Origin of the sequence: Streptomyces sp. E-08 (genome assembly GCF_049913095.1) — a bacterium.
GTDB lineage: Bacteria > Actinomycetota > Actinomycetes > Streptomycetales > Streptomycetaceae > Streptomyces.
This window is the reverse complement of the sequence record NZ_CP183971.1, coordinates 5,174,069-5,193,323: the sequence shown is the minus strand read 5'-3', so window position 1 is coordinate 5,193,323 and position 19,255 is coordinate 5,174,069. Positions and strand designations below refer to the sequence as shown.

General features: G+C 74.8%; 14 protein-coding genes. 6 read left to right on the top strand and 8 right to left on the bottom strand.

Going from position 1 to position 19,255, the window contains the following annotated elements; genetic code table 11:
* Positions 1 to 174 precede the first annotated feature (174 nt).
* The gene (locus ACN9MM_RS24070) at positions 175 to 954 is read left to right on the top strand and encodes a hypothetical protein (RefSeq protein WP_426365651.1); all 780 of its coding nucleotides are present in this window, start codon (positions 175 to 177) and stop codon (positions 952 to 954) included.
* A 10-nt stretch (positions 955 to 964) separates the two neighbouring features.
* Here the strand turns inward: ACN9MM_RS24070 and ACN9MM_RS24065 are convergent, their stop codons facing one another.
* Positions 965 to 2,758 carry a DUF6350 family protein gene (locus ACN9MM_RS24065; protein ID WP_426365649.1) on the bottom strand — a complete coding sequence of 598 codons (1,794 nt, stop codon included), beginning with the start codon at positions 2,756 to 2,758 and terminating at the stop codon, positions 965 to 967.
* A gap of 119 nt (positions 2,759 to 2,877) precedes the next feature.
* Here ACN9MM_RS24065 and ACN9MM_RS24060 point away from each other — a divergent pair, with 119 nt between their 5' ends.
* Positions 2,878 to 4,281 carry a helix-turn-helix domain-containing protein gene (locus ACN9MM_RS24060; RefSeq protein WP_426365648.1) on the top strand — a complete coding sequence of 468 codons (1,404 nt, stop codon included), beginning with the start codon at positions 2,878 to 2,880 and terminating at the stop codon, positions 4,279 to 4,281.
* A gap of 162 nt (positions 4,282 to 4,443) precedes the next feature.
* Here ACN9MM_RS24060 and sucD read toward each other — a convergent pair whose 3' ends face one another.
* The 6 genes from sucD to ACN9MM_RS24030 form a co-directional block, all read right to left on the bottom strand.
* Positions 4,444 to 5,328 (bottom strand): succinate--CoA ligase subunit alpha, encoded by an 885-nt coding sequence (gene sucD, locus ACN9MM_RS24055; RefSeq protein ID WP_015035673.1) that lies wholly within the window; start codon positions 5,326 to 5,328, stop codon positions 4,444 to 4,446.
* 19 nt (positions 5,329 to 5,347) lie between these two features.
* Positions 5,348 to 6,526 (bottom strand): ADP-forming succinate--CoA ligase subunit beta, encoded by a 1,179-nt coding sequence (gene sucC, locus ACN9MM_RS24050; RefSeq protein ID WP_033210588.1) that lies wholly within the window; start codon positions 6,524 to 6,526, stop codon positions 5,348 to 5,350.
* 464 nt (positions 6,527 to 6,990) lie between these two features.
* Positions 6,991 to 8,139 (bottom strand): VWA domain-containing protein, encoded by a 1,149-nt coding sequence (locus ACN9MM_RS24045; protein WP_426365645.1) that lies wholly within the window; start codon positions 8,137 to 8,139, stop codon positions 6,991 to 6,993.
* The gene (locus ACN9MM_RS24040; protein ID WP_426365643.1) at positions 8,136 to 10,559 is read right to left on the bottom strand and encodes a DUF5682 family protein; all 2,424 of its coding nucleotides are present in this window, start codon (positions 10,557 to 10,559) and stop codon (positions 8,136 to 8,138) included. Before ACN9MM_RS24040 ends, ACN9MM_RS24045 begins: the two co-directional genes overlap by 4 nt.
* Entirely contained in the window at positions 10,556 to 11,713 is a 1,158-nt protein-coding gene (locus ACN9MM_RS24035; protein WP_426365642.1) for an ATP-binding protein, read from the bottom strand. Before ACN9MM_RS24035 ends, ACN9MM_RS24040 begins: the two co-directional genes overlap by 4 nt.
* Positions 11,714 to 11,925: 212 nt before the next feature.
* Positions 11,926 to 12,339, bottom strand: coding sequence for a hypothetical protein (locus ACN9MM_RS24030; RefSeq protein WP_426365640.1), 414 nt, complete (start codon positions 12,337 to 12,339; stop codon positions 11,926 to 11,928).
* A gap of 146 nt (positions 12,340 to 12,485) precedes the next feature.
* Between ACN9MM_RS24030 and ACN9MM_RS24025 the strand changes: the two genes are divergently transcribed.
* Both ACN9MM_RS24025 and ACN9MM_RS24020 read left to right on the top strand, forming a co-directional pair.
* Positions 12,486 to 13,832 (top strand): SWIM zinc finger family protein, encoded by a 1,347-nt coding sequence (locus ACN9MM_RS24025; RefSeq protein WP_426365639.1) that lies wholly within the window; start codon positions 12,486 to 12,488, stop codon positions 13,830 to 13,832.
* 38 nt (positions 13,833 to 13,870) lie between these two features.
* Complete coding sequence (locus ACN9MM_RS24020; RefSeq protein ID WP_426365637.1) at positions 13,871 to 15,523, top strand: DUF5691 domain-containing protein; 1,653 nt, start codon at positions 13,871 to 13,873, stop codon at positions 15,521 to 15,523.
* 292 nt (positions 15,524 to 15,815) lie between these two features.
* Here the strand turns inward: ACN9MM_RS24020 and ACN9MM_RS24015 are convergent, their stop codons facing one another.
* On the bottom strand, positions 15,816 to 16,223 hold the full coding sequence (locus ACN9MM_RS24015; protein ID WP_030549125.1) for a cobalamin B12-binding domain-containing protein: 408 nt from the start codon (positions 16,221 to 16,223) through the stop codon (positions 15,816 to 15,818).
* Between the two features lie 301 nt (positions 16,224 to 16,524).
* Here ACN9MM_RS24015 and ACN9MM_RS24010 point away from each other — a divergent pair, with 301 nt between their 5' ends.
* Positions 16,525 to 17,406 carry a lipase family alpha/beta hydrolase gene (locus ACN9MM_RS24010; RefSeq protein WP_426365636.1) on the top strand — a complete coding sequence of 294 codons (882 nt, stop codon included), beginning with the start codon at positions 16,525 to 16,527 and terminating at the stop codon, positions 17,404 to 17,406.
* Between the two features lie 222 nt (positions 17,407 to 17,628).
* Positions 17,629 to 19,209, top strand: a complete 1,581-nt coding sequence (locus ACN9MM_RS24005) for a M23 family metallopeptidase (protein WP_426365635.1) — start codon at positions 17,629 to 17,631, stop codon at positions 19,207 to 19,209.
* Positions 19,210 to 19,255 lie beyond the last annotated feature (46 nt).

Here is a 19,255-nt window from a genome sequence, read left to right as displayed (position 1 = left end):
GTCAGGGTCCGACGCCGGATGCGCACCGGACCGGGCAGGGACCGGGGCCGGGTCCGGGCGGCGGGACGGCTCGGCGGACGAGCAGCAGACGTGACAGCACGAGACAGCACGAGACAGCAGCGGAGACCACGGGTGCGGCCGTGGTCGAGACGACAGAGGGAAGACGTTCAGCAGATGCCGGAACGCCAGTCCACGGACGACAACAACCCGTTCGCTCCGCCGCCCGAGGGCCGGCCGGATCAGCCGTGGCAGCCGCGGCGACCGGAGGGCTCGGACGACGACCCGTCCGGCACCCCGGACCCGTCGGGGCCGTCCGACGGCCGCTGGAGCCCGCGCCAGCCGGGCCCGTCCCAGGACGGCTTCGGCCGGGGACCGGAGCGCCGGGGCGGCGGCCAGGGCGGGCCGGAGGGCGGCCCTGGACAGGGCGGTCCCGGGCGCGGCCCGGGGCTCCGCTGGGACCCGACGGACCCCGCGCAGCGACGCGCGCGGTACGCGATCCTCGCGGGCATGTGGGGCTTCTTCTTCGCGATCTTCGAGATCCCCGAGCTGGCGCTGCTGCTCGGCGCCCTCGGTCTCTACTGGGGGATCAGCTCGCTGCGCGCCAAGCCGAAGCCGGCCGGGGAACTGTCGCCGACATCACAGTCCGCGTCCGCGTCCCCGTCCGCGCGGACGGCTCCGCCGCAGGGTCAGCCGGCGGCCCCTGCGGCCGACCGGCCGTCGGGGCAGGGGGCGTCCGCCGCGATCGCCCCGCTCCGCTCGATGCGGACGGCGGCGATCAGCGGTCTCGTCGCGGCGAGCCTGGCGCTGATGATCGTCGCGGTGGGCTTCACCATGCAGATCGTCTACCGCGACTTCTACGAGTGCCGCGACGACGCCCTGACCCACGCGGGCGAGCTGGCCTGCAACGACCTCCTGCCGAAGCCGCTGCGCGCGGGCTTCGGGGTACGGGAGTAGCCGCCCGGCGTCAGTCGGAGGGGGGCGGCGGAGCGGAGGGCTCCCAGGCCGCCGGGAGGTAGTCATACGGCTCGTAGCCGGGGTCGTCGAAGGGGTCGGCGAGCGGGCCGGCGAGGTGGGGACCGCCGCCGGGTCCGGTGGAGACGTCGGGGCCGGTGTACGGGGGGCCGGCGGGGGTTTCGGCTGCGGTCCGGCCCCCGGGGCCTGTGGTGGTGGCCCGGTCCTTGCCGGTGGCGGGGCCGGTGCCGAGGCCGTTTCCGGTGCCGGGGGCGCGTCCTCTGTCCGGTCCCGTGCCGGGAGCGTGTTCTGTGTCCGGTCCCGTGCCCGGAGCATGTCCTGTGTCCGGTCCCGTGCCGGGGGCGGTGACCGGGCCGCTGTCGGAGAACCGTTCGGCGCCCGGGACCTGGCCCTTGCCGGAGTCCGAGTCCCCGCCGCCGCCGGGCTCCAGGAGTGTCGGGGCCTGGGGAGTGACGACCTCCGGGCGGCCCTCCGCCGAGCCGGACGAGGCCGCGGCGGGCCTGCCGAACACCGCGCCGACGGCCCCGACCGCAGCCGCCACCGCCGCCGCCACACGGCCCGGCCCCGGCGCCGGCACGCGCCGCGGCCGCTGGGAGCGCGGGATCCGGCGGCCCCAGGCCCGTACCCCCAGAGCCACCGGGAGCGCCACGCACGCGCCCCACAGCACCGCGGCGGCGCCCGCCTGCCACCACACCGGGCCGAAGCCCGAGAGCCGGCCCGTGCCGAGCGGGCCGCCCGCCGCGCCCGCCAGGACCGCGACGGCCGCCCCGCACCCCCAGGCCGCACCGAGGGCCGTCAGGGCCGCGTCCCGGGCCGTCCAGGGCCGCGCCGCACGGCCCACGCGCAGGCCCATGCCCAGGGCGGCGGCCAGAGGGACCGCGGCGGTCGCCCAGTGGACCCAGGTGCCGCGCCCCTCGGCGGGCAGCGCGGCCAGGAGCGGGAAGGGCGGCACGGTCGGGTCGCCGACGAGGCCCAGCGGGGTCGCGAGCGCGCCCGTACCGAGGGTGAAGCCGGGCCCGAGGCCGTACGCGGCTCCCCAGACGGCCATGTTCGGCAACAGCGCCAGGACGAGCAGCAGGACCGTCACCCGACCGGACCACTCCCCCGCGAGACCGTCGAACGAGGCCTGCGCCCGGCCCGCGTGCCAGGCCAGCGAGACCGCCGCGGCCACCGCGCCGCCGCCGAGCAGCGTCAGGGTCCCGAGCCCCGCGGCGCGCAGGGCCACGGCCGCCTGCCGCCGGCCGGGCAGCGGGCGGCCGAGCGCCGTCCAGACGCCGGCGGCGGCCGCGCAGACGACGACGGCGGGCAGCCAGATTCCCGCCGTGACCAGGTCGGCGGGGAGCGGGCCGCTCTCGCTGTAGACCACGACACCGGCCGCGACCAGCAGGTATCCCCCGGCCACGGCGGCGACGGCGACGCCCGGGGAGGGGCGCGGCCGGCTCGTGTCGCCCCCCGGGTCGAGGGTGTCGCGGGCGGCCCGGTGGACGAGCCAGACGGGCAGGGCGACGAGGAGCAGCGGGACGATCCCGACGGGAGCGTGCAGGCCGGACAGCGTGTCCGTACGGACCAGGTCCGCGCCGTGCGCGAGCAGCCAGATCCCGGCGGCGACGTGCAGGGCGCCGACGGGGCCGCCGTCGGGGTACGGGGAGCTGATCCAGGCCGCGATCACCAGGACCGCGAGGGCGCCGAGCCCGAGTCCGGCGGCGACCCCGCCCCGGACGCAGGCGGTGGCGAGCGCGGCGGAACGGCCGCCCTGGACCAGGGGGTGCTCGGTCACATGGGTCACGGGGTCATGCTGCCAACGACACGCGCTTTTGCCGCGTAACAGGCAAACCTCCGTTGTGTCGCTCAATATACGTTTATGTACTTTTCCGCCCACAGCAGCTCTGCGGGAGGTCGACGCCGATGAGCCGGAGCACTGCGGATTCCGCACCCTCCGTCACCCTGCCGACTCCGAAGGAGCGGCGCAGGTTGCGAGAGGCCCTCGCCCTGAGCGAGGAGCAGGTCGCCGAGGCCATGGGCGTCACGAGGGCGACGGTCAGGTCGTGGGAGACCGGTCGCTCGGCTCCCCGCGGCCGCAAGCGCGAGGCGTACGCGAGGCTGCTCGGCGCCCCCGAGCCGGAGGACCCGCGCCCGGCCGCTCCGGAAAGGCCGGAGACCCGGGCCGGGTCGGCCCACACCCAGCCCCGCCCGGACCAGGACCAGGACCGGGACCAGGAACAAGGCCAGGAACAAGGCCAGGGCCAGGGCCAGGACCAAGCCCGGACTTTGGCGCAGCCGCAGAGCCCGGCCCAGGCCCAGCCGCAGCCACAGCCACAGCCACATCCGTCCGCTTACGCCAACGTCCGGCCCAAGGCCGCCGTCAAGCGGGCTGCCAAGCCGCCGCGGGCCCCCTCCCCCGCCCCTGCCATCGCTGCGGGTCCCGCCCGCAAAGGCCCCCCGAAGCCGCCGGAGCGGCTGAAACCGGCGGCGACCGAGGCCCCCGCGGAACCGGCCCCCGCCGGACCGGCCCTCACCCCCGAAGAGGCCTTCGACGCGCTGTACGCGTACGCCGCACCCGGCCTCGTCCACCAGACGTACCTGCTCACCGGGCGCCGCGGCCTCTCCCGCGAGTCCGTCGAGCGGGCCTTCCACCACGCCTGGGAGCACTGGCCCGAGGTGGCCGTGGACGCGGACCCGGTGGGCTGGGTGCGGGCTGCGGCGTACGAGTACGCCCTCTCCCCCTGGCACCGGCTGCGCCGCGCCCACAAGCACCCCGACGCCCCGCCGGCCGAGGCGAACCGGCGGACGCTGCTCGGCGCGCTCCTCGAACTGCCGGCGCCGTACCGCCGGACCGTCCTGCTCTACGACGGGCTCGGCCTCGACCTGCCGGAGACGGCGGCCGAGACGGAGGCGAGCACCCCCGCCACCGCGAACCGGCTGCTGCACGCCCGGACGGTCCTCGGGCAGCGGATCCCCGAGCTCGCCGAGCCGGACGCCCTGCACCGGCGGCTGAGCACGCTGGTCGCGGAGGCTCCGGCGGCGACCCTGCCCGCGGCCCGGGCGATCCGGTCGGGCAGCGAGCACCGGGCCCGCACCTGGACGCGGGCGGTGCTCGCGGTGACGGCGGCCCTGATCGTGGTCACCGGGTTCACGGTGGCGACCGCGCCGACCCGCTACATCCCGGTGAACGCCCCAGGCGAGACCGTCAACGGGGTGCCCGTGCGCGGCGGCCCGCAGAAGCTCGGCCCGGAGGACCTGGAGCTCCGCGACAAGCTCCGCTCCGGACCCAACCCGGGCCCGGAACGCCTGATCCCGGCGGTCGAATAGCCGCCGCACCGTACGCCGCGGGCCCCGGCCCGCGCACCGTACGCGCGTGGGCCCCGCCCCACGCGCCACGAACGCGAGTGGGCCCCGCCCCCACCCGGTCTCCCGGGAGGGGCGGGGCCCACTCGTGTGCTGCCCGTCAGGCTGCTGTGCGTTTCAGCCCGTTCAGCCCGCGAGGATGGCGCGCGCCAGCTTGGCGGTCTCGGTCGGCGTCTTGCCGACCTTGACGCCGGCGGCCTCGAGGGCCTCCTTCTTCGCCTGGGCGGTGCCGGAGGAGCCGGAGACGATGGCGCCGGCGTGGCCCATGGTCTTGCCCTCGGGCGCGGTGAAGCCCGCGACGTAGCCGACGACCGGCTTGGTGACGTTGGCCTTGATGAAGTCGGCCGCACGCTCCTCGGCGTCGCCGCCGATCTCGCCGATCATGACGATCAGGTCGGTGTCGGGGTCCGCCTCGAACGCCGCGAGGGCGTCGATGTGCGTGGTGCCGATGACCGGGTCGCCACCGATGCCGACGGCGGACGAGAAGCCGATGTCACGGAGCTCGTACATCATCTGGTACGTCAGCGTGCCGGACTTCGAGACCAGGCCGATGCGGCCCGGCTTCGTGATGTCGCCCGGGATGATGCCGGCGTTGGACTGGCCCGGGGTGATGAGACCGGGGCAGTTCGGGCCGATGATGCGGGTCTTGTTGCCCTTGGCCTGCGCGTACGCCCAGAAGGCGGCGGAGTCGTGGACGGCGATGCCCTCGGTGATCACGACGGCCAGCGGGATCTCGGCGTCGATCGCCTCGACCACGGCGGCCTTCGCGAACGCCGGCGGGACGAAGAGGACCGAGACGTTGGCGCCGGTCTCCTTCATCGCCTCGGCGACGGAGCCGAAGACCGGGACCTCGGTGCCGTCGAAGTCAACGGTCGTGCCGGCCTTGCGCGGGTTCACGCCACCGACGATGTTGGTGCCGTCACCCAGCATGAGCTTGGTGTGCTTCATGCCCGTGGCACCGGTCATGCCCTGGACGATGACCTTGCTGTCCTTGGTCAGGAAGATAGCCATGGTGTTCTGACCTCGTCCCTTACTTCGCAGCCGCGAGCTCGGCGGCCTTGTCGGCCGCGCCGTCCATGGTGTCCACGCGCTGCACGAGCGGGTGGTTCGCGTCCGACAGGATCTTGCGACCCAGCTCCGCGTTGTTGCCGTCGAGGCGCACGACCAGCGGCTTGGTGACCTCTTCGCCCTTGGAGGCGAGGAGCTCCAGGGCCTGGACGATGCCGTTGGCGACCTCGTCACAGGCGGTGATGCCACCGAAGACGTTGACGAACACGGACTTGACGTCCGGGTCGCCCAGGATGATCTCCAGGCCGTTCGCCATGACCTCGGCGGAGGCGCCGCCACCGATGTCGAGGAAGTTGGCCGGCTTCACGCCGCCGTGGTTCTCACCGGCGTACGCGACGACGTCCAGGGTCGACATGACCAGACCGGCACCGTTACCGATGATGCCGACCTCGCCCTCGAGCTTGACGTAGTTGAGGTTCTTGGCCTTGGCGGCAGCCTCGAGCGGGTTGGCTGCGGCCTTGTCCTCGAGCGCCTCGTGGTCAGGCTGACGGAAGTCGGCGTTCTCGTCGAGAGACACCTTGCCGTCCAGGGCCAGGATGCGGCCGTCCTTGGTCTTCACCAGCGGGTTGACCTCGACGAGGAGCGCGTCCTCGGCGACGAAGGTCTTCCACAGGGTGACCAGGGCCTCGGCGACACCCTCGGCCACGTCGGCCGGGAACTTCGCCAGGGCCACGATCTCGCGGGCCTTCTCGATGTCGACGCCGTCGACGGCGTTGACCGGGACCTTCGCGAGGGCCTCGGGGGTCTTCTCCGCGACCTCCTCGATGTCCATGCCGCCCTGCACCGACGCCATCGCGAGGAAGGTGCGGTTGGTGCGGTCGAGGAGGTACGAGACGTAGTACTCCGCCTCGATCTCCGGGGACAGCTCGGCGATCATCACCTTGTGGACCGTGTGGCCCTTGATGTCCATCCCGAGGATGTCCGTCGCACGGGCGACGGCCTCGTCCGGGTTCGCCGCCAGCTTCACGCCGCCGGCCTTGCCGCGGCCACCGACCTTCACCTGCGCCTTGACGACCGACTTGCCGCCAAGACGCTCGGTGGCCTCGCGCGCCGCCTCAGGCGTGTCGATGACTTCACCGGCCAGCACCGGTACACCGTGCTTGGCGAAGAGGTCCCTCGCCTGGTACTCGAACAGGTCCACGCGCGTCCGTCCCTTTTCTGATGATCGCGGTTCGTTGTCTGCGTGGGCGTGCCGCGAAGGGCAACGTGACTGCGCTGTCACAAGGGAGGCGTGCACGGAGTCCGTGGACGCGGCATGTCCGTCTCGCAGGTTATCCCCGAGGGCCGTGGGTCCCTAAATCGCGGATACCGACAGAGCGGTGATACGGGTCACAGACCGTGCGGGTCAGGGGGCTTTCCGTAGGGGTGACGGGGTGACCCCGGGAGGCCCTCGCGGCAGGCGGGGACTGGGCTTCGGGGTTCTCACGACGCGCCGGACGCCGAGGTGAGGGGCGTTTCGGGACGAGTGTGATATGAGCCTCAGTCGGCTCGTGGGCACCCGTGTGGGTGGTCCGGCGGCGACGGATTCCGCACCCCGCGGGCCTCGCGCCCCGCCCTCGGCCCTCAGCGTTCAGCGCTCAGCCCTCAGGCCTCGGGTATCGGCCCTCAGGCCTCGGGTATCGGAAGGGGGCGCCGCTCCAGAGCGGCCGCCATGATCTCCGGGAACAGGTCGGGGGTGCAGGCGAAGGCCGGGGCGCCGAGCGCGGCGAGCGCCGCCGCGTGGTCCCGGTCGTAGGCCGGGGCGCCCTCGTCGGAGAGCGCGAGGAGCGCGACGAACTGGACGCCGGACGCCTTCATCGCCGCGACCCTCTTCACCATCTCGTCGCGGATGCCCCCCTCGTACAGATCACTGACGAGGACGACGACGGTGTCGGCCGGGCGGGTGATCCGGGACTGGCAGTAGGCGAGGGCGCGGTTGATGTCGGTGCCGCCGCCCAGCCGGGTGCCGAAGAGGACGTCGACCGGATCGTCGAGCTGCTCGGTGAGGTCGACGACGGAGGTGTCGAAGACGACGAGGCGGGTGGCGAGCGACCGCAGGGAGGCGAGCACCGCGCCGAAGACGGCGGCGTGGACCACGGAGGCCGCCATGGAACCCGACTGGTCGACGCAGAGCACCACCTCCTTCCTGACCGCGCGGGAGGCGCGGCCGTGGCCGACGAGCCGCTCGGGGACGACGGTGCGGTGCTCGGGCTGGTAGTGCCTGAGGTTGACGCGGATCGTGCGGTCCCAGTCGATGTCGCGGTGGCGGGGGCGGCTGATCCGGGCGGAGCGGTCGAGCGCGCCGGTGAGGGTGGCGCGCGTACGGGCGGAGAGGCGCTCCTCCAGGTCGTCGACGACCTTGCGGACGACGGCCCGCGCGGTCTCCCGGGTCGTCTCGGGCATGGCCCGGCCGAGGGAGAGCAGGGTGCCGACGAGGTGCACGTCGGGCTCGACGGCCTCCAGCATCTCCGGCTCCAGGAGGAGGGTGGCGAGCCCGAGGCGCTCGATCGCGTCGCGCTGCATGACCTGGACGACGGAGCTCGGGAAGTAGGTGCGGATGTCGCCGAGCCAGCGGGCCACGGAGGGCGCGGAGGCGCCGAGCCCGCCCGAGCGGTCGCCGCCGTCCCGGGCCTTGCGGTCGTAGAGCGCGGTGAGGGCTCCGTCCATGGCGGCGTCGGTGCCGGTGAGGGCCCGGCCGGTGCCGTCGGCTTCGCCGCCGCCCAGGACCAGCCGCCAGCGCCGCAGCCGCTCGTCGTCGGTGAGCGTGGTGGTCATGCGAGGGCCTCCGTTCCGAGGATGAGGTGGAGCAGCGGCAGGACGCCGTCGGCCCGTGCGGGGTCGGTGGTGGGGGCGAAGCCGGGCGTGCCGGGATCGGAGGGCCCCGGCCCGCCGGAACGCGGTCCCCGGGCGACCAGCTCGCCGAGGGTGCGGCGCACGCCCGGCTCGTACGCGGAGAAGGTGCGGCGCAGCAGCGGCAGGACGCCGCCGAAGGCCTGGTCCGGTACGGACGTCAGCCAGGCGTCGACCAGGCCGAGGAGGCGCTCGTCGTGGACGAGGAGCAGGCCGCCGCCGGAGGCCCCGCCGACGAAGCCGTCGATCCAGGCGGCGGCGTCGGCCGGCGGGGTGCCGGGCGAGAGGGCGCGGCTCATGAGCGTCGCGGCGCCTTCCTCCCCGATCCGCCCCTCGTCGAGCAGCAGGCGCGCGGCCCGCCCCCGGATGCCCCCGTGTATCCGGTCCCGCTCGGCAAGCCGCCGCAACACCCCGGCCCAACGACGGACGAGATCGGGGAGATCGGGACGGTCCCCAGCGGCATGAGGCGCGACGGGGTCGGCCCGGACCCCGGTGGTGGGGCGGTCGGCGAGGAGGCCGATCGAGGTGTGAACGGCGTCGAGCCGGTCCCGCATCTGTGCGGCGGCGTCCGTGTCGAGTCCGGCGCAGGCGGGCGGCAGGCCGACGCAGATCCGCTCGGCGAGCCCGGCGGCGACCTCGCCGAGCGCGGCCGTGCCGGTGCCGCGGACGTCGCCGTAGCGCAGGGAGCGGGCCAGGGCCGGGAGCGCCTCGGCGAGGTGGGCGACGTCGGTGTCGAGCGCGGCCCGGTCGGCGAGCGCCCGCATGACGACGGGCAGCGCGTCGGTCAGCCCGGCGAGGAGGCACTGCTCGGCGAGGGTGGTGATGTCGGTCAGCGCGGTCGCGGCGAGGGCGCGGGACTCGGCCTTCGCGGTGGCGGCGGCCTCGACGGTGGTGCCCCAGACACCGGCCTCGGCGACCTGGACGTGCAGCTCGGGTTCCCAGCGCAGGCGCCAGGTCTCCCGGAAGGTGCCGGTGCCGGCGCGTCCGGTGGCGGGCTCGCCCCAGTGGACGCCGAGGAGGCGCAGGCGGTGCAGCAGGCGGCTGCGCTCGGCGTCGGTCTCCTTGCGGAGGTCGAGCCCGAGCTCGCGCTCCTGGGCCTCGGGCTTGAGGCGCAGGGTGCGCTGGCGGCGGGTCAGGTCGCGCTGGAGCGGGACGGCGGGGGCGGCGGCCGGGACCTCGCCGAGGACATCGCCGACGACGAGCCGGTCGCGGACGAGGTCGAGCGGCACGTCGGAGCCCTCGCAGAGCACGGCGCGGACGGCGTCGGTCGTCTCGTCGAGCCCGGGGGCGGGACGGCCGCGCAGGGCGGCGAGGGTCTCGGCGAGGCGGACGGCCTCGATGACGTGGGCGGAGGAGACGGGGTGGTCCTCGGCCCTGAGGAGGCCGGCGACCTTGGTCATCCAGCGCTCGACGGGCCGGTCGGGGGCGGCGAAGAGGTGGGCGTACCAGCCGGGCGCGTCGATTCCGGCGCCGTAGCCGGAGCGGCGGGCGAGTCTGCGGTGGGTCCAGGGGACCCAGGTCAGCTCGGTCTTCGCGCGGGGCAGGCCCTTCAGGAGGGCCTTGTCGGCGGCGACGGTGGTCCTGCGGGTGAGCGCGGGCACGTGCCAGGCGCCGCAGACGACGGCGACGGAGTCCCCGAACTCCTTGCGGGCGGCGCGCAGCCGGAGCCGCATGGAGGCCTCGCGGACCAGGTCGCGGGGGTGGCCGCCGTGCCCGTACGTCTCGCGCAGGGCGCCCATGGCCTCGGCGAGGGCCTCGAAGGGGGCGGTGGGGTCGCCGTCCCCGCGCAGCTCGACGACGTCCTCCCACCAGCGCTCGGCGTCCTCGTACCCGGCGGCCCTGGCGAGTTCGGCGACGGGGTCGATCCGCAGGCCGCTCCCGCTGACCGCGTCCTCGTCGTCCTCGTCGCTCCACGTGGGGTCGGCGGCGGCGAGGGTGTGGGCGGCGGGGACGTCGATGAAGCGGACGGCGGCGCCGTGGTCCAGGGCCCAGCGGATCGCGACCCACTCGGGCGAGAACGCGGCCATCGGCCAGAACGCGGCGCGCCCGGGGTCGTCCACGGCGTGGGCGAGCAGCGCGACGGGGGGCCGCATGTCCGGGTCGGCGGCGAGCGCGACGAGGGCGTCGGCCTCGGCGGGCCCCTCGACGAGCACCGCGGCGGGCCGCGCCGCGTCCAGGGCGGCCCGCACCCCACGAGCGGATCCGGGTCCGTGATGCCGTACCCCGAGCAGCAGAGGGCCGCCCGACGGCCGGGCACCCGCGCTCACGCCCCCGGCCCGGCGGGGGTCCGGTTCCGTCTCACGGCACGCGCCGGGCGCGTCCGGCTCCGTGGTCGTGGGTGTCATGCGCTCACCTCGCGGCAGGCGCGGTAGAAGTCCTTCCAGTCGTCTCTCTCCCGGACGACGGTCTCCAGGTACTCCTGCCAGACGACCCGGTCGGCCGCCGGGTCGCGGACGACCGCGCCGAGGATGCCGGCGGCGATGTCGGCGGGGCGCAGGACGCCGTCGCCGAAGTGGGCGGCGAGGGCGAGTCCGCCGGTGACGACGGAGATGGCCTCGGCCGTGGAGAGCGTCCCCGAGGGGGACTTGACCCGTGTCCGGCCGTCGGTGGTCACCCCGTCCCGGAGCTCGCGGAAGACGGTGACGACCCTGCGGATCTCGTCCACGCCGGCGGGCAGCGCGGGCAGTTCGAGGGAGCGCCCGAGCTGCTCGACCCGGCGGGTGACGATGTCGACCTCGGCCTCGGGGGTGGCGGGCAGCGGGAGCACGACGGTGTTGAAGCGGCGGCGCAGGGCGCTGGAGAGCTCGTTGACGCCCCGGTCGCGGTCGTTGGCGGTGGCGATCAGGTTGAAGCCGGGGACGGCCTGGACCTCCTGTCCCAGCTCGGGGACGGGCAGGGTCTTCTCGGACAGGATGGTGATGAGGGTGTCCTGCACGTCGGCGGGGATGCGGGTGAGCTCCTCGATCCGGGCGGTCGTGCCGTGGGACATCGCGCGCATCACGGGGCTGGGGACGAGGGCGTCCCCGCTGGGGCCGTGGGCGAGGAGCCGGGCGTAGTTCCAGCCGTACCGGATGGCTTCCTCGGGGGTGCCTGCGGTGCCCTGGACGAGGAGGGTGGAGTCGCCGCTGACGGCGGCGGCGAGGTGCTCGGAGACCCAGGTCTTGGCGGTGCCGGGGACGCCGAGCAGGAGCAGTGCGCGGTCGGTGGCGAGTGTGGTGACGGCGACTTCGACGATGCGGCGCGGTCCGACGTACTTGGGCGTGACGACGGTCCCGTCGGGGAGCGTGCCGCCGAGGAGGTAGGTGGCGACGGCCCACGGCGAGAGGCGCCAGCGGGCGGGCCTGGGCCGGTCGTCGGCGGCGGCGAGGGCCGCGAGCTCATGGGCGAAGGCGTGCTCCGCGTGCGGCCGCAGGGCCTCGGCGGTGGCCTGCGGCCGTCCCGGTCCGGTGTCCGTCTCGACACCGGAACCGGGCTTCGCGATGGTTTCGGGCACGGGCATGGATCCCCCTCCAGATCGTTCGACCTGCTGTGCGATCCACCGTGCACCATGCCACTGACAATCGGATGTCACCGCAGGTCAGGGCCGGTTGGAGAGGTGAGGGAGAGTCAGCCCGGTAGGCCCGGGGTCAGCCCGGGAAGGGCCGGGGTCGGCCCGGGGTCAGCCCGGGGTCAGCCCGGGAAGGGCCGGGGTCAGCCCGGGAAGGGCCGGGGTCAGCCCACGACCGGGGAGACGGCGACGCAGCCGCCGGCCATCGCCTGCTCGGCCTTGGCCTCCTTGATGACCTTGCCCTTGTAGATGACCTTGCAGGTGAGGTCGGCGGGGTCGAGCGAGATCGGCATGACGGCCGGCGGCATGATGCCCTTCAGCGTCACGGTCTTCTTCCACGGCGCGGACGGCTTCTTCTCCGACTCGACCTTCGGCTCCATGGCCGTGCCGCCACCGGCGTGGTAGTCGATCGACTCGAGGTTCTTGCCACTGACCTCGTACGTGACCTCGTAGGTCTCGTTCACCGACTTGTCGACCTGGTCGGCGGCCTTCTCGGCGGCCTCGGAGCAGGCCCCGAGGCCAAGGGCGAGGCCGGTGACGGCGAGGGCCGAGACGGCGGTGCGGACAGTGCGCTTCATGGGGTCCCCTGGACGGCGTGGTGCGATTCGTCGGTCGCCGCAGAGAATCGTAAAGAGAGAGTAAAGTCAAATCGCTTACCGGCCGTTCCGGCTCGCGGAACACCGGGTCGGCGGCGTTGTCAGTGGCGACCTCTACCGTCGAGGACATGAATGCCATGGGGGTGCGCTGGACGTCGGAACAGGTGCTGGCTCTGGCTGTTGACGACGCGTCACGCAGAGCGGGGAGCAGGCTCGGCACGGCCGGGCCGTGGTCGGAGACCGGCTGTGGCGACGGCGCGGTCTGGGGCCTGTGCAAGGGCAGCGGGAGCACGCCGTACCGGACGGTCGTCGACACCACGGGCCCCGCGTACTCCTGCGGTTGCCCCAGCCGGAAGTTCCCCTGCAAGCACGCGCTGGGCCTGCTGCTGCTCCGGGCGGCGGACGGCATCGCCGCCGAGGACTCCCCCGCGCCCGACTGGGCCGCGCGGTGGCTCACCTCGCGGCGCGGCAGGGCCGCGAGCGCGGGCCGGCCGGCGGGGGACGCGGCCCCGGGGTCGACGGCGGACCCCGAGGCGGCGCGCCGCAGGGCCGAGCGCAGGGCGGCCCGGATCACCTCGGGCGCGCGGGAGTTGGAGCAGCGGCTCGCCGACCTGCTGCGCGGCGGCCTCGCGGCGGCCGGGCAGGTGGGGTACGGGCTGTGGGAGGAGACGGCGGCCCGCATGGTCGACGCCCAGGCACCGGGGCTGGCCGGGCGGGTCCGGGAGCTGGGGGCGATACCGGGCTCGGGGCCGGGCTGGCCCGTGCGACTCCTGGAGGAGTGCGCGCTGACGCATCTCCTCGACCGGGCGTGGCTGGCGGCGGACCGGCTGCCCGCCCCGTTCGCGACGACGGTACGGACCCGGGTGGGCCTCCCTTCCCCCGCCGACGGCGTCCCGGTGCGCGACCACTGGCTGGTCCTCGCGCAGTACGACGCGGCCGACGCCCGGCTGACCACCCGGCGGATCTGGCTGCACGGCACGACGACGGGCCGCACGGCGCTCCTCCTCTCGTACGGCGCGGCGGGCCGCGCGCCCGGGCTCGCGCTCCCGGTGGGCGCGCTGCTCGACGGCGAGCTGACCCCGCACACCGGCTCGGGCCAGGTGCGGGCGGAGCCGGGAGAGCGGTTCGTCCCGGTCGAGGGCCCCGTCGCCCCGCCGGCGGGCGGACCCGTCGGCGCGGCGCTCGACGCGTACGGCCGCGCGCTGTCAGGGGACCCCTGGCTGGAGTCCTGGCCGGTGACGCTGAGCGGGGTCGTGCCGACGCGCGCCGAGTACGGCTGGCAGCTCGCCGACGCCGACGGCCGCGAGGCCCTGCCCCTGACGCCCGCCGCCCAGTCCCGGCCGGGTCTCTGGCGCCTGGTCGCCCTGTCCGGCGGCGCGCCGGTGACCGTCTTCGGGGAGTGCGGGCACCGGGGGTTCACCCCGCTCGCCGCCTGGTCGCCGGAGACCCCGGGAGAGACGGTCCCCCTCATATGACGCCCGGTCACCCCGCACCACCCCACGGGAGGAGCCCGATGGACACGACCACGACCACCGACGGGGCCGCCCGGCTCTGGGAGGAGCTCGTCAGCTCGGCGCTCCTGGGGACGGATCGACGGCCTCCCGCCCGGCTGCCGGGCCCCTTGGCGGCCCGGGACGTACCCGGGGCGCTGCTCGACGCCGCCGCGCTGCACACCGTACGGCGCAGGGCCGGTCTGCGGCCCGGCATCGCCGCGCCCCTGCCGGAGCCCGCTCCCGAGGACCCGCGCGCGCCGCTGCCCGAGGCCGCCCGGCGCCGCCTCGACCAGCTGCTCGCGGGCCGCGCCGCGCCCTCGCCCGCCGGGCGGCGCGGGGCCGCCCCCGACCTGGCCGAGCTGCTCCCCCAGTGGCTGGCCCTCGCCAACCGGCACGGCTACAGGGCATCGCCCGCCGCCCTGCCGGCGCTGCTCGACGCGGCCAGGGCCCGCACCGACCTGCGGCCCCAGGCGCTCCGTCTGGCCGGTCCGCGCGGCCTGTGGCTGGCCCGCCTCAACCCCGAGTGGAGGTTCGCCCTCCGGGGCACGGGCGCGGGCGGCGGCCTCCCGTCCCCGAAGGACCCGGAGGGGGTCCGCGCCCTGTGGGACGAGGGCCTGTTCGCCGAGCGGGTCGCCCTGCTGGCAGCCGTACGGACCGACGACCCGGCCGCCGGTCTCGCGCTGCTCGCCTCGACCTGGTCCGCCGAGCGGGCGGAGGACCGGCTGATGTTCCTGGACTCGCTGCGTACCGGACTCTCCGATGCCGACGAGGAGTTCCTGGAGGAGGCCCTCGGCGACCGGAGCCGTAACGTCCGGGCCACCGCCGCCGAGCTGCTGTCGGCGCTGCCCGCCTCCGCTCTCGCGGGCCGGATGGCGGGCCGGGCGGCCACCTGTGTCGGCCTCGACCGGACGGCCCCGACGCCGACGATCGCGGTCGAGGCCCCGCACGAGTGCGACGCGGCGATGCAGCGGGACGGCCTGGTGGCGACGCCTCCGGCGGGCCGGGGCGAGCGTTCCTGGTGGCTCGGCCAGCTCGTCGAGGCGGCACCGCTGTCCTCCTGGCCGGGCAGATTCGGCGGGCGGAGCCCGGAGGAGATCGTGGCGCTGCCGGTGGCCGACGACTGGCAGAGCGAACTGCACGCGGCCTGGTGCAGGGCGGCCGTACGACAGCGGGACCCGGCGTGGTCGCGCGCGCTGCTCGGCTCCCCCGCGGTCCCGCCCGCGACCGGCCCCGGCACCTCGTCCCTGGCCGAGCGGGCCCAGCTCCTGTCGACGCTTGCCGTGGAGGAACGGGCGCGCTGGGTCGCCTCGTTCGTCGCGGCCCACGGGCTCTCGGAGGCGTTCCAGCTGCTGGGCGTCTGCACCGTTCCGTGGGCGGAGCCGCTCGGCGCGGCGGTGATCGACGCCCTCGACATCGCGCGGGAGGCGGGCAGTTACCCGTGGAGCTTCAGCGGGGTGATGGGCCTGGCGGAGCGCTGCCTCGCTCCGGAGGCGGCTCGTCAGCTGGAGTCCCTGACCGCACGGTCCGACGAGGCGGAGGACAGTTCCCCCGGCGCGGGCGACTACTGGGCGGAGGCGTTCCAGCGCCTGGTCTCCACGCTCCGGCTCCGCGCGGCGATGCATGCCGAACTCACACCGCCGCCGCACCCCGCCGCGGCCCCGCCGACTCCGTAGCACCACACGACCGCGACCCACCGCCCGACCACGACCGCGATCCCGACCGCGACCCACCGCCCGACCACGACCGCGATCCCGACCAAGATCCACCGCCCGACCAGAACCGCCATCCCGACCGCGATCCGCCATCCGACCACGACCGCCATCCCAACCACGATCCCCGCCCGACCACGGCTGCAGTCCGCCACCCGACCGCGACCGCCGCCCGACCGGAGCAGCCCCGCCCCGGACGGCGAAAGGGCCCTCCCGAACGGGAGGGCCCTGTGGCCGTATGCGCACGCGCAGCGGACTACGCGGCGACGCGGACGTTCGCGTTGACCCAGTCGACGATGGACGTGGTCGTCGCACCCGGCGTGAAGATCTCCGCCACGCCCTTCTCCTTCAGCGGGGCGATGTCCGCGTCGGGGATGATGCCGCCGCCGAAGACCTTGATGTCCTCCGCGTCGCGGTCCTTGAGCAGCTCCAGGACCTTCACGAACAGCGTGTTGTGCGCTCCGGAGAGGATCGAGAGGCCGATCGCGTCGGCGTCCTCCTGGATCGCGGTGTCGACGATCTGCTCGGGCGTCTGGTGGAGCCCGGTGTAGATGACCTCCATGCCGGCGTCGCGGAGCGCCCGCGCGATCACCTTGGCTCCACGATCGTGGCCGTCGAGACCCGGCTTGGCGACCACGACGCGGATCGGACCGCTCACACCCATCACTGCCTCCACATGCGACCCCCGCGCCTCATTGCCGGGGAGGTGAACGAACGTTATCCCCAGCATCCCGCACCCGGCCGTTTCGCGGAGGCCACCGAGGGGGAAATCACACGTGGGACATGTTCGCTCTGCGCCGTCCCCGCTTTCGGGCCCTCCTCCTGGGCCCACCAGCCGCGAGCGGGGCCGGTCGCGAAGGGAGCCGCGACGAGGTCGCCGCGCCCCCGTGCCGCCGTCCGTGCGGCGCGGGGGCGCGGCGGACCGGCGTACCGTTCGGCCCCGCGTGCCGATCGGGAGGCCGGCCATGGAGCTCACCAAGGTCACCGCCCTGATGAAGGCCACCGCGCTGGAAGTCGCGATCCTGGCCGGTCATCTCGTCCTCTACCCGTCCGGGATCGTCGCCGAGCGGCTCTCGCCCGCCCCGACCTCCGCCAGGACCCCTTCCGGGACCTCACCCAAGACGTCCTCCAAGACCTCTGCCGAAGACCCCGACCCGGCCGACACGCCGACCCCCACGACGATCACGCAGGGCAGCGGCAGCCGCCCGGTGATCCTGCTGCACGGCTTCGTCGACAACCGTTCGGTCTTCGTGCTGCTGCGCCGTTCCCTCACCCGGAACGGCCGTGACTGCGTCGAGTCGCTCAACTACTCCCCGCTCACCTGCGACCTGCGGGCCGCCGCCGAGCTGCTGGGACGCCGGGTGGACGAGATCCGCGCCCGCACCGGGCACGCCGAGGTCGACGTCGTCGGGCACAGTCTGGGCGGGCTGATCGCCCGCTATTACGTGCAGCGCCTGGGCGGTGACAGCCGGGTGCGAACCCTGGTCATGCTCGGTACCCCGCACGCGGGCACCACGGTGGCCCCGCTCGCGGACGCGCATCCGCTGGTGCGGCAGATGCGGCCGGGTTCGGAGGTCCTGCGGGAGCTCGCGGGGCCCGCGCCCGGCTGCCGGACCCGGTTCGTGAGCTTCTGGAGCGATCTGGACCAGGTGATGGTGCCGGTGGAGACCGCGTGCCTCGACCACCCCGACCTGCTCGTGCACAACGTGCGGGTGAGCGGGATCGGCCACCTCGCGCTGCCCGTGCACCCGACGGTGGCCGCCGGGGTCCGGGAGGCCCTCGACGCGGGCGGTCCGGTCGCCTCCGGAACGCGGGAAGAGGGACCCGGGTCCACCTCCGTCGCCTGAGCGCGCGACACCGTTCTTCGAACGTTCATCGAACACAAGGCCAAAGCTCTCCACCCGACCTGGCGAAACACGGTCGATTGCCCTTTTCCTGCGGGCCCGAACCCCGCCGAAGATTGTCCGCCGCGCATACCGCCGGGTACAGTCGCGCCACTGCTTACCCCCGGGACACCCCTCACGGGCCCGCCCCGGACTGGTCCTGCTGCCGAGGCGAGAGAGACGTTGGTGAACGACCAGCACCCCCACGCCGGGTACGTCGGAGACGGCGCCCACACCACCGGCAGTTTCGCCATCGACCCGCTGTTCGGCGCCTACCCCGACGGTCAGGCCGACCACAGCGGCCAGTGGGACCTCGGCCAGTACGCGGCCACCGGCACGTACGCGACGACGGGGCAGTACGACACGACCGGGCAGTACGACACGACCGGCCAGTGGGACACCACGGGCCAGTGGAACACCGCCGCCACCGGCTACGAGGCCACCGGCGCTTACGGGACCACCGCGGCGCAGTACGACAGCACCGGACAGTGGGACGCCTCCGCCTGGACCGACGCCCAGCACACCGGCCAGTACGAGACCGCCCACGCCGGCGCCTACGCCGCCCAGGGCACGTACGGCTACGAGGCCTACGACGCCACCGGCCAGTGGGCCGCCCCCGCCTTCGCGACCGAGACCGGCGCCTTCGACGCGACCGCGTGGAACCACGCGGCCCCGGAGCCCGAGCCGGTCGTCCCCCAGCAGTACACCCCGCAGGCCGAGCACACCGCCGCGTTCGCCTTCGAGTACGCCCCCGAGGGGCACGAGGAACACGCCGCCGACGAGGCCGAAACCGGCTACGCCCCGGCCGAGGCCCACGACGCGGAAGCCCCCGAGGCCTTCGACGGCGGCGAGGACGACTCCTACGCCTACGAGCACGACGGCGACCTCGACCACGGCGACCACACCGACCACGGCCACGACGAGCCGGCCGTCGGCTCGGAGCCCGCCGCCGAGCTCCGGACCGAGTCGCCCCTCGCGGGCCGCCCCGTACGCCGCTCCTCCGGCGGCAGCCGCGGCCGGCGCCGTACCCCCGCCAAGCGGTCCGCGCTGCTGACCGTCGCCGTCCCCTCCGCCTGCGTCATGGGCGTCGCCGGCATCGCCGCCGCTTCCGTCGGCGGCCTGACCGGCACCACCCCGGCCGGCGGGCAGAAGGACGACACGACCACGCTCGCCGCCGCCGACCCGGCCTCCGTCAAGCAGGTCGCCGCCAACAACGCGCTCGACACCCAGCTCGCCGCGCTCAGCGCCGACGCCCGCGACTTCGGCGACCGCGCCAGCCGCACCCAGGAGCGCATCGACCTCAAGGCCCGCCAGGTCGCCGACAAGAAGAAGCGCGAGGAGGAGGCGGCCCGCAAGGAGGCGCTGCGTCCCAAGTACCTGCTGCCGGTGAAGCTCCACCAGCTCAGCGCGCGCTTCGGCCAGTCCGGCGTCAACTGGATGTCGGTGCACACCGGCATCGACTTCCCCGTGCAGTACGGCACCCCCGTGATGGCCGCGACCGACGGCACCGTGCGCACCCAGTGGAACAGCGCCTACGGCAACATGGCGATCGTGACCTCCCCCGACGGCACCGAGACCTGGTACTGCCACCTGAGCAGCACCAAGATCCGCTCGGGTTACGTCAAGGCCGGCGACGTCATCGCGTACTCCGGCAACTCCGGCAACTCCACCGGCCCGCACCTCCACTTCGAGGTCCGGCCCGGCGGCGGCTCCGCGATCGACCCGCTGGCCTGGCTGCGCAGCCACGGCCTCGACCCGACCAGCTGAGCCTTCCGGCGTACGAGCGAGGGCGGGGCCCCGGCGGATCATCGCC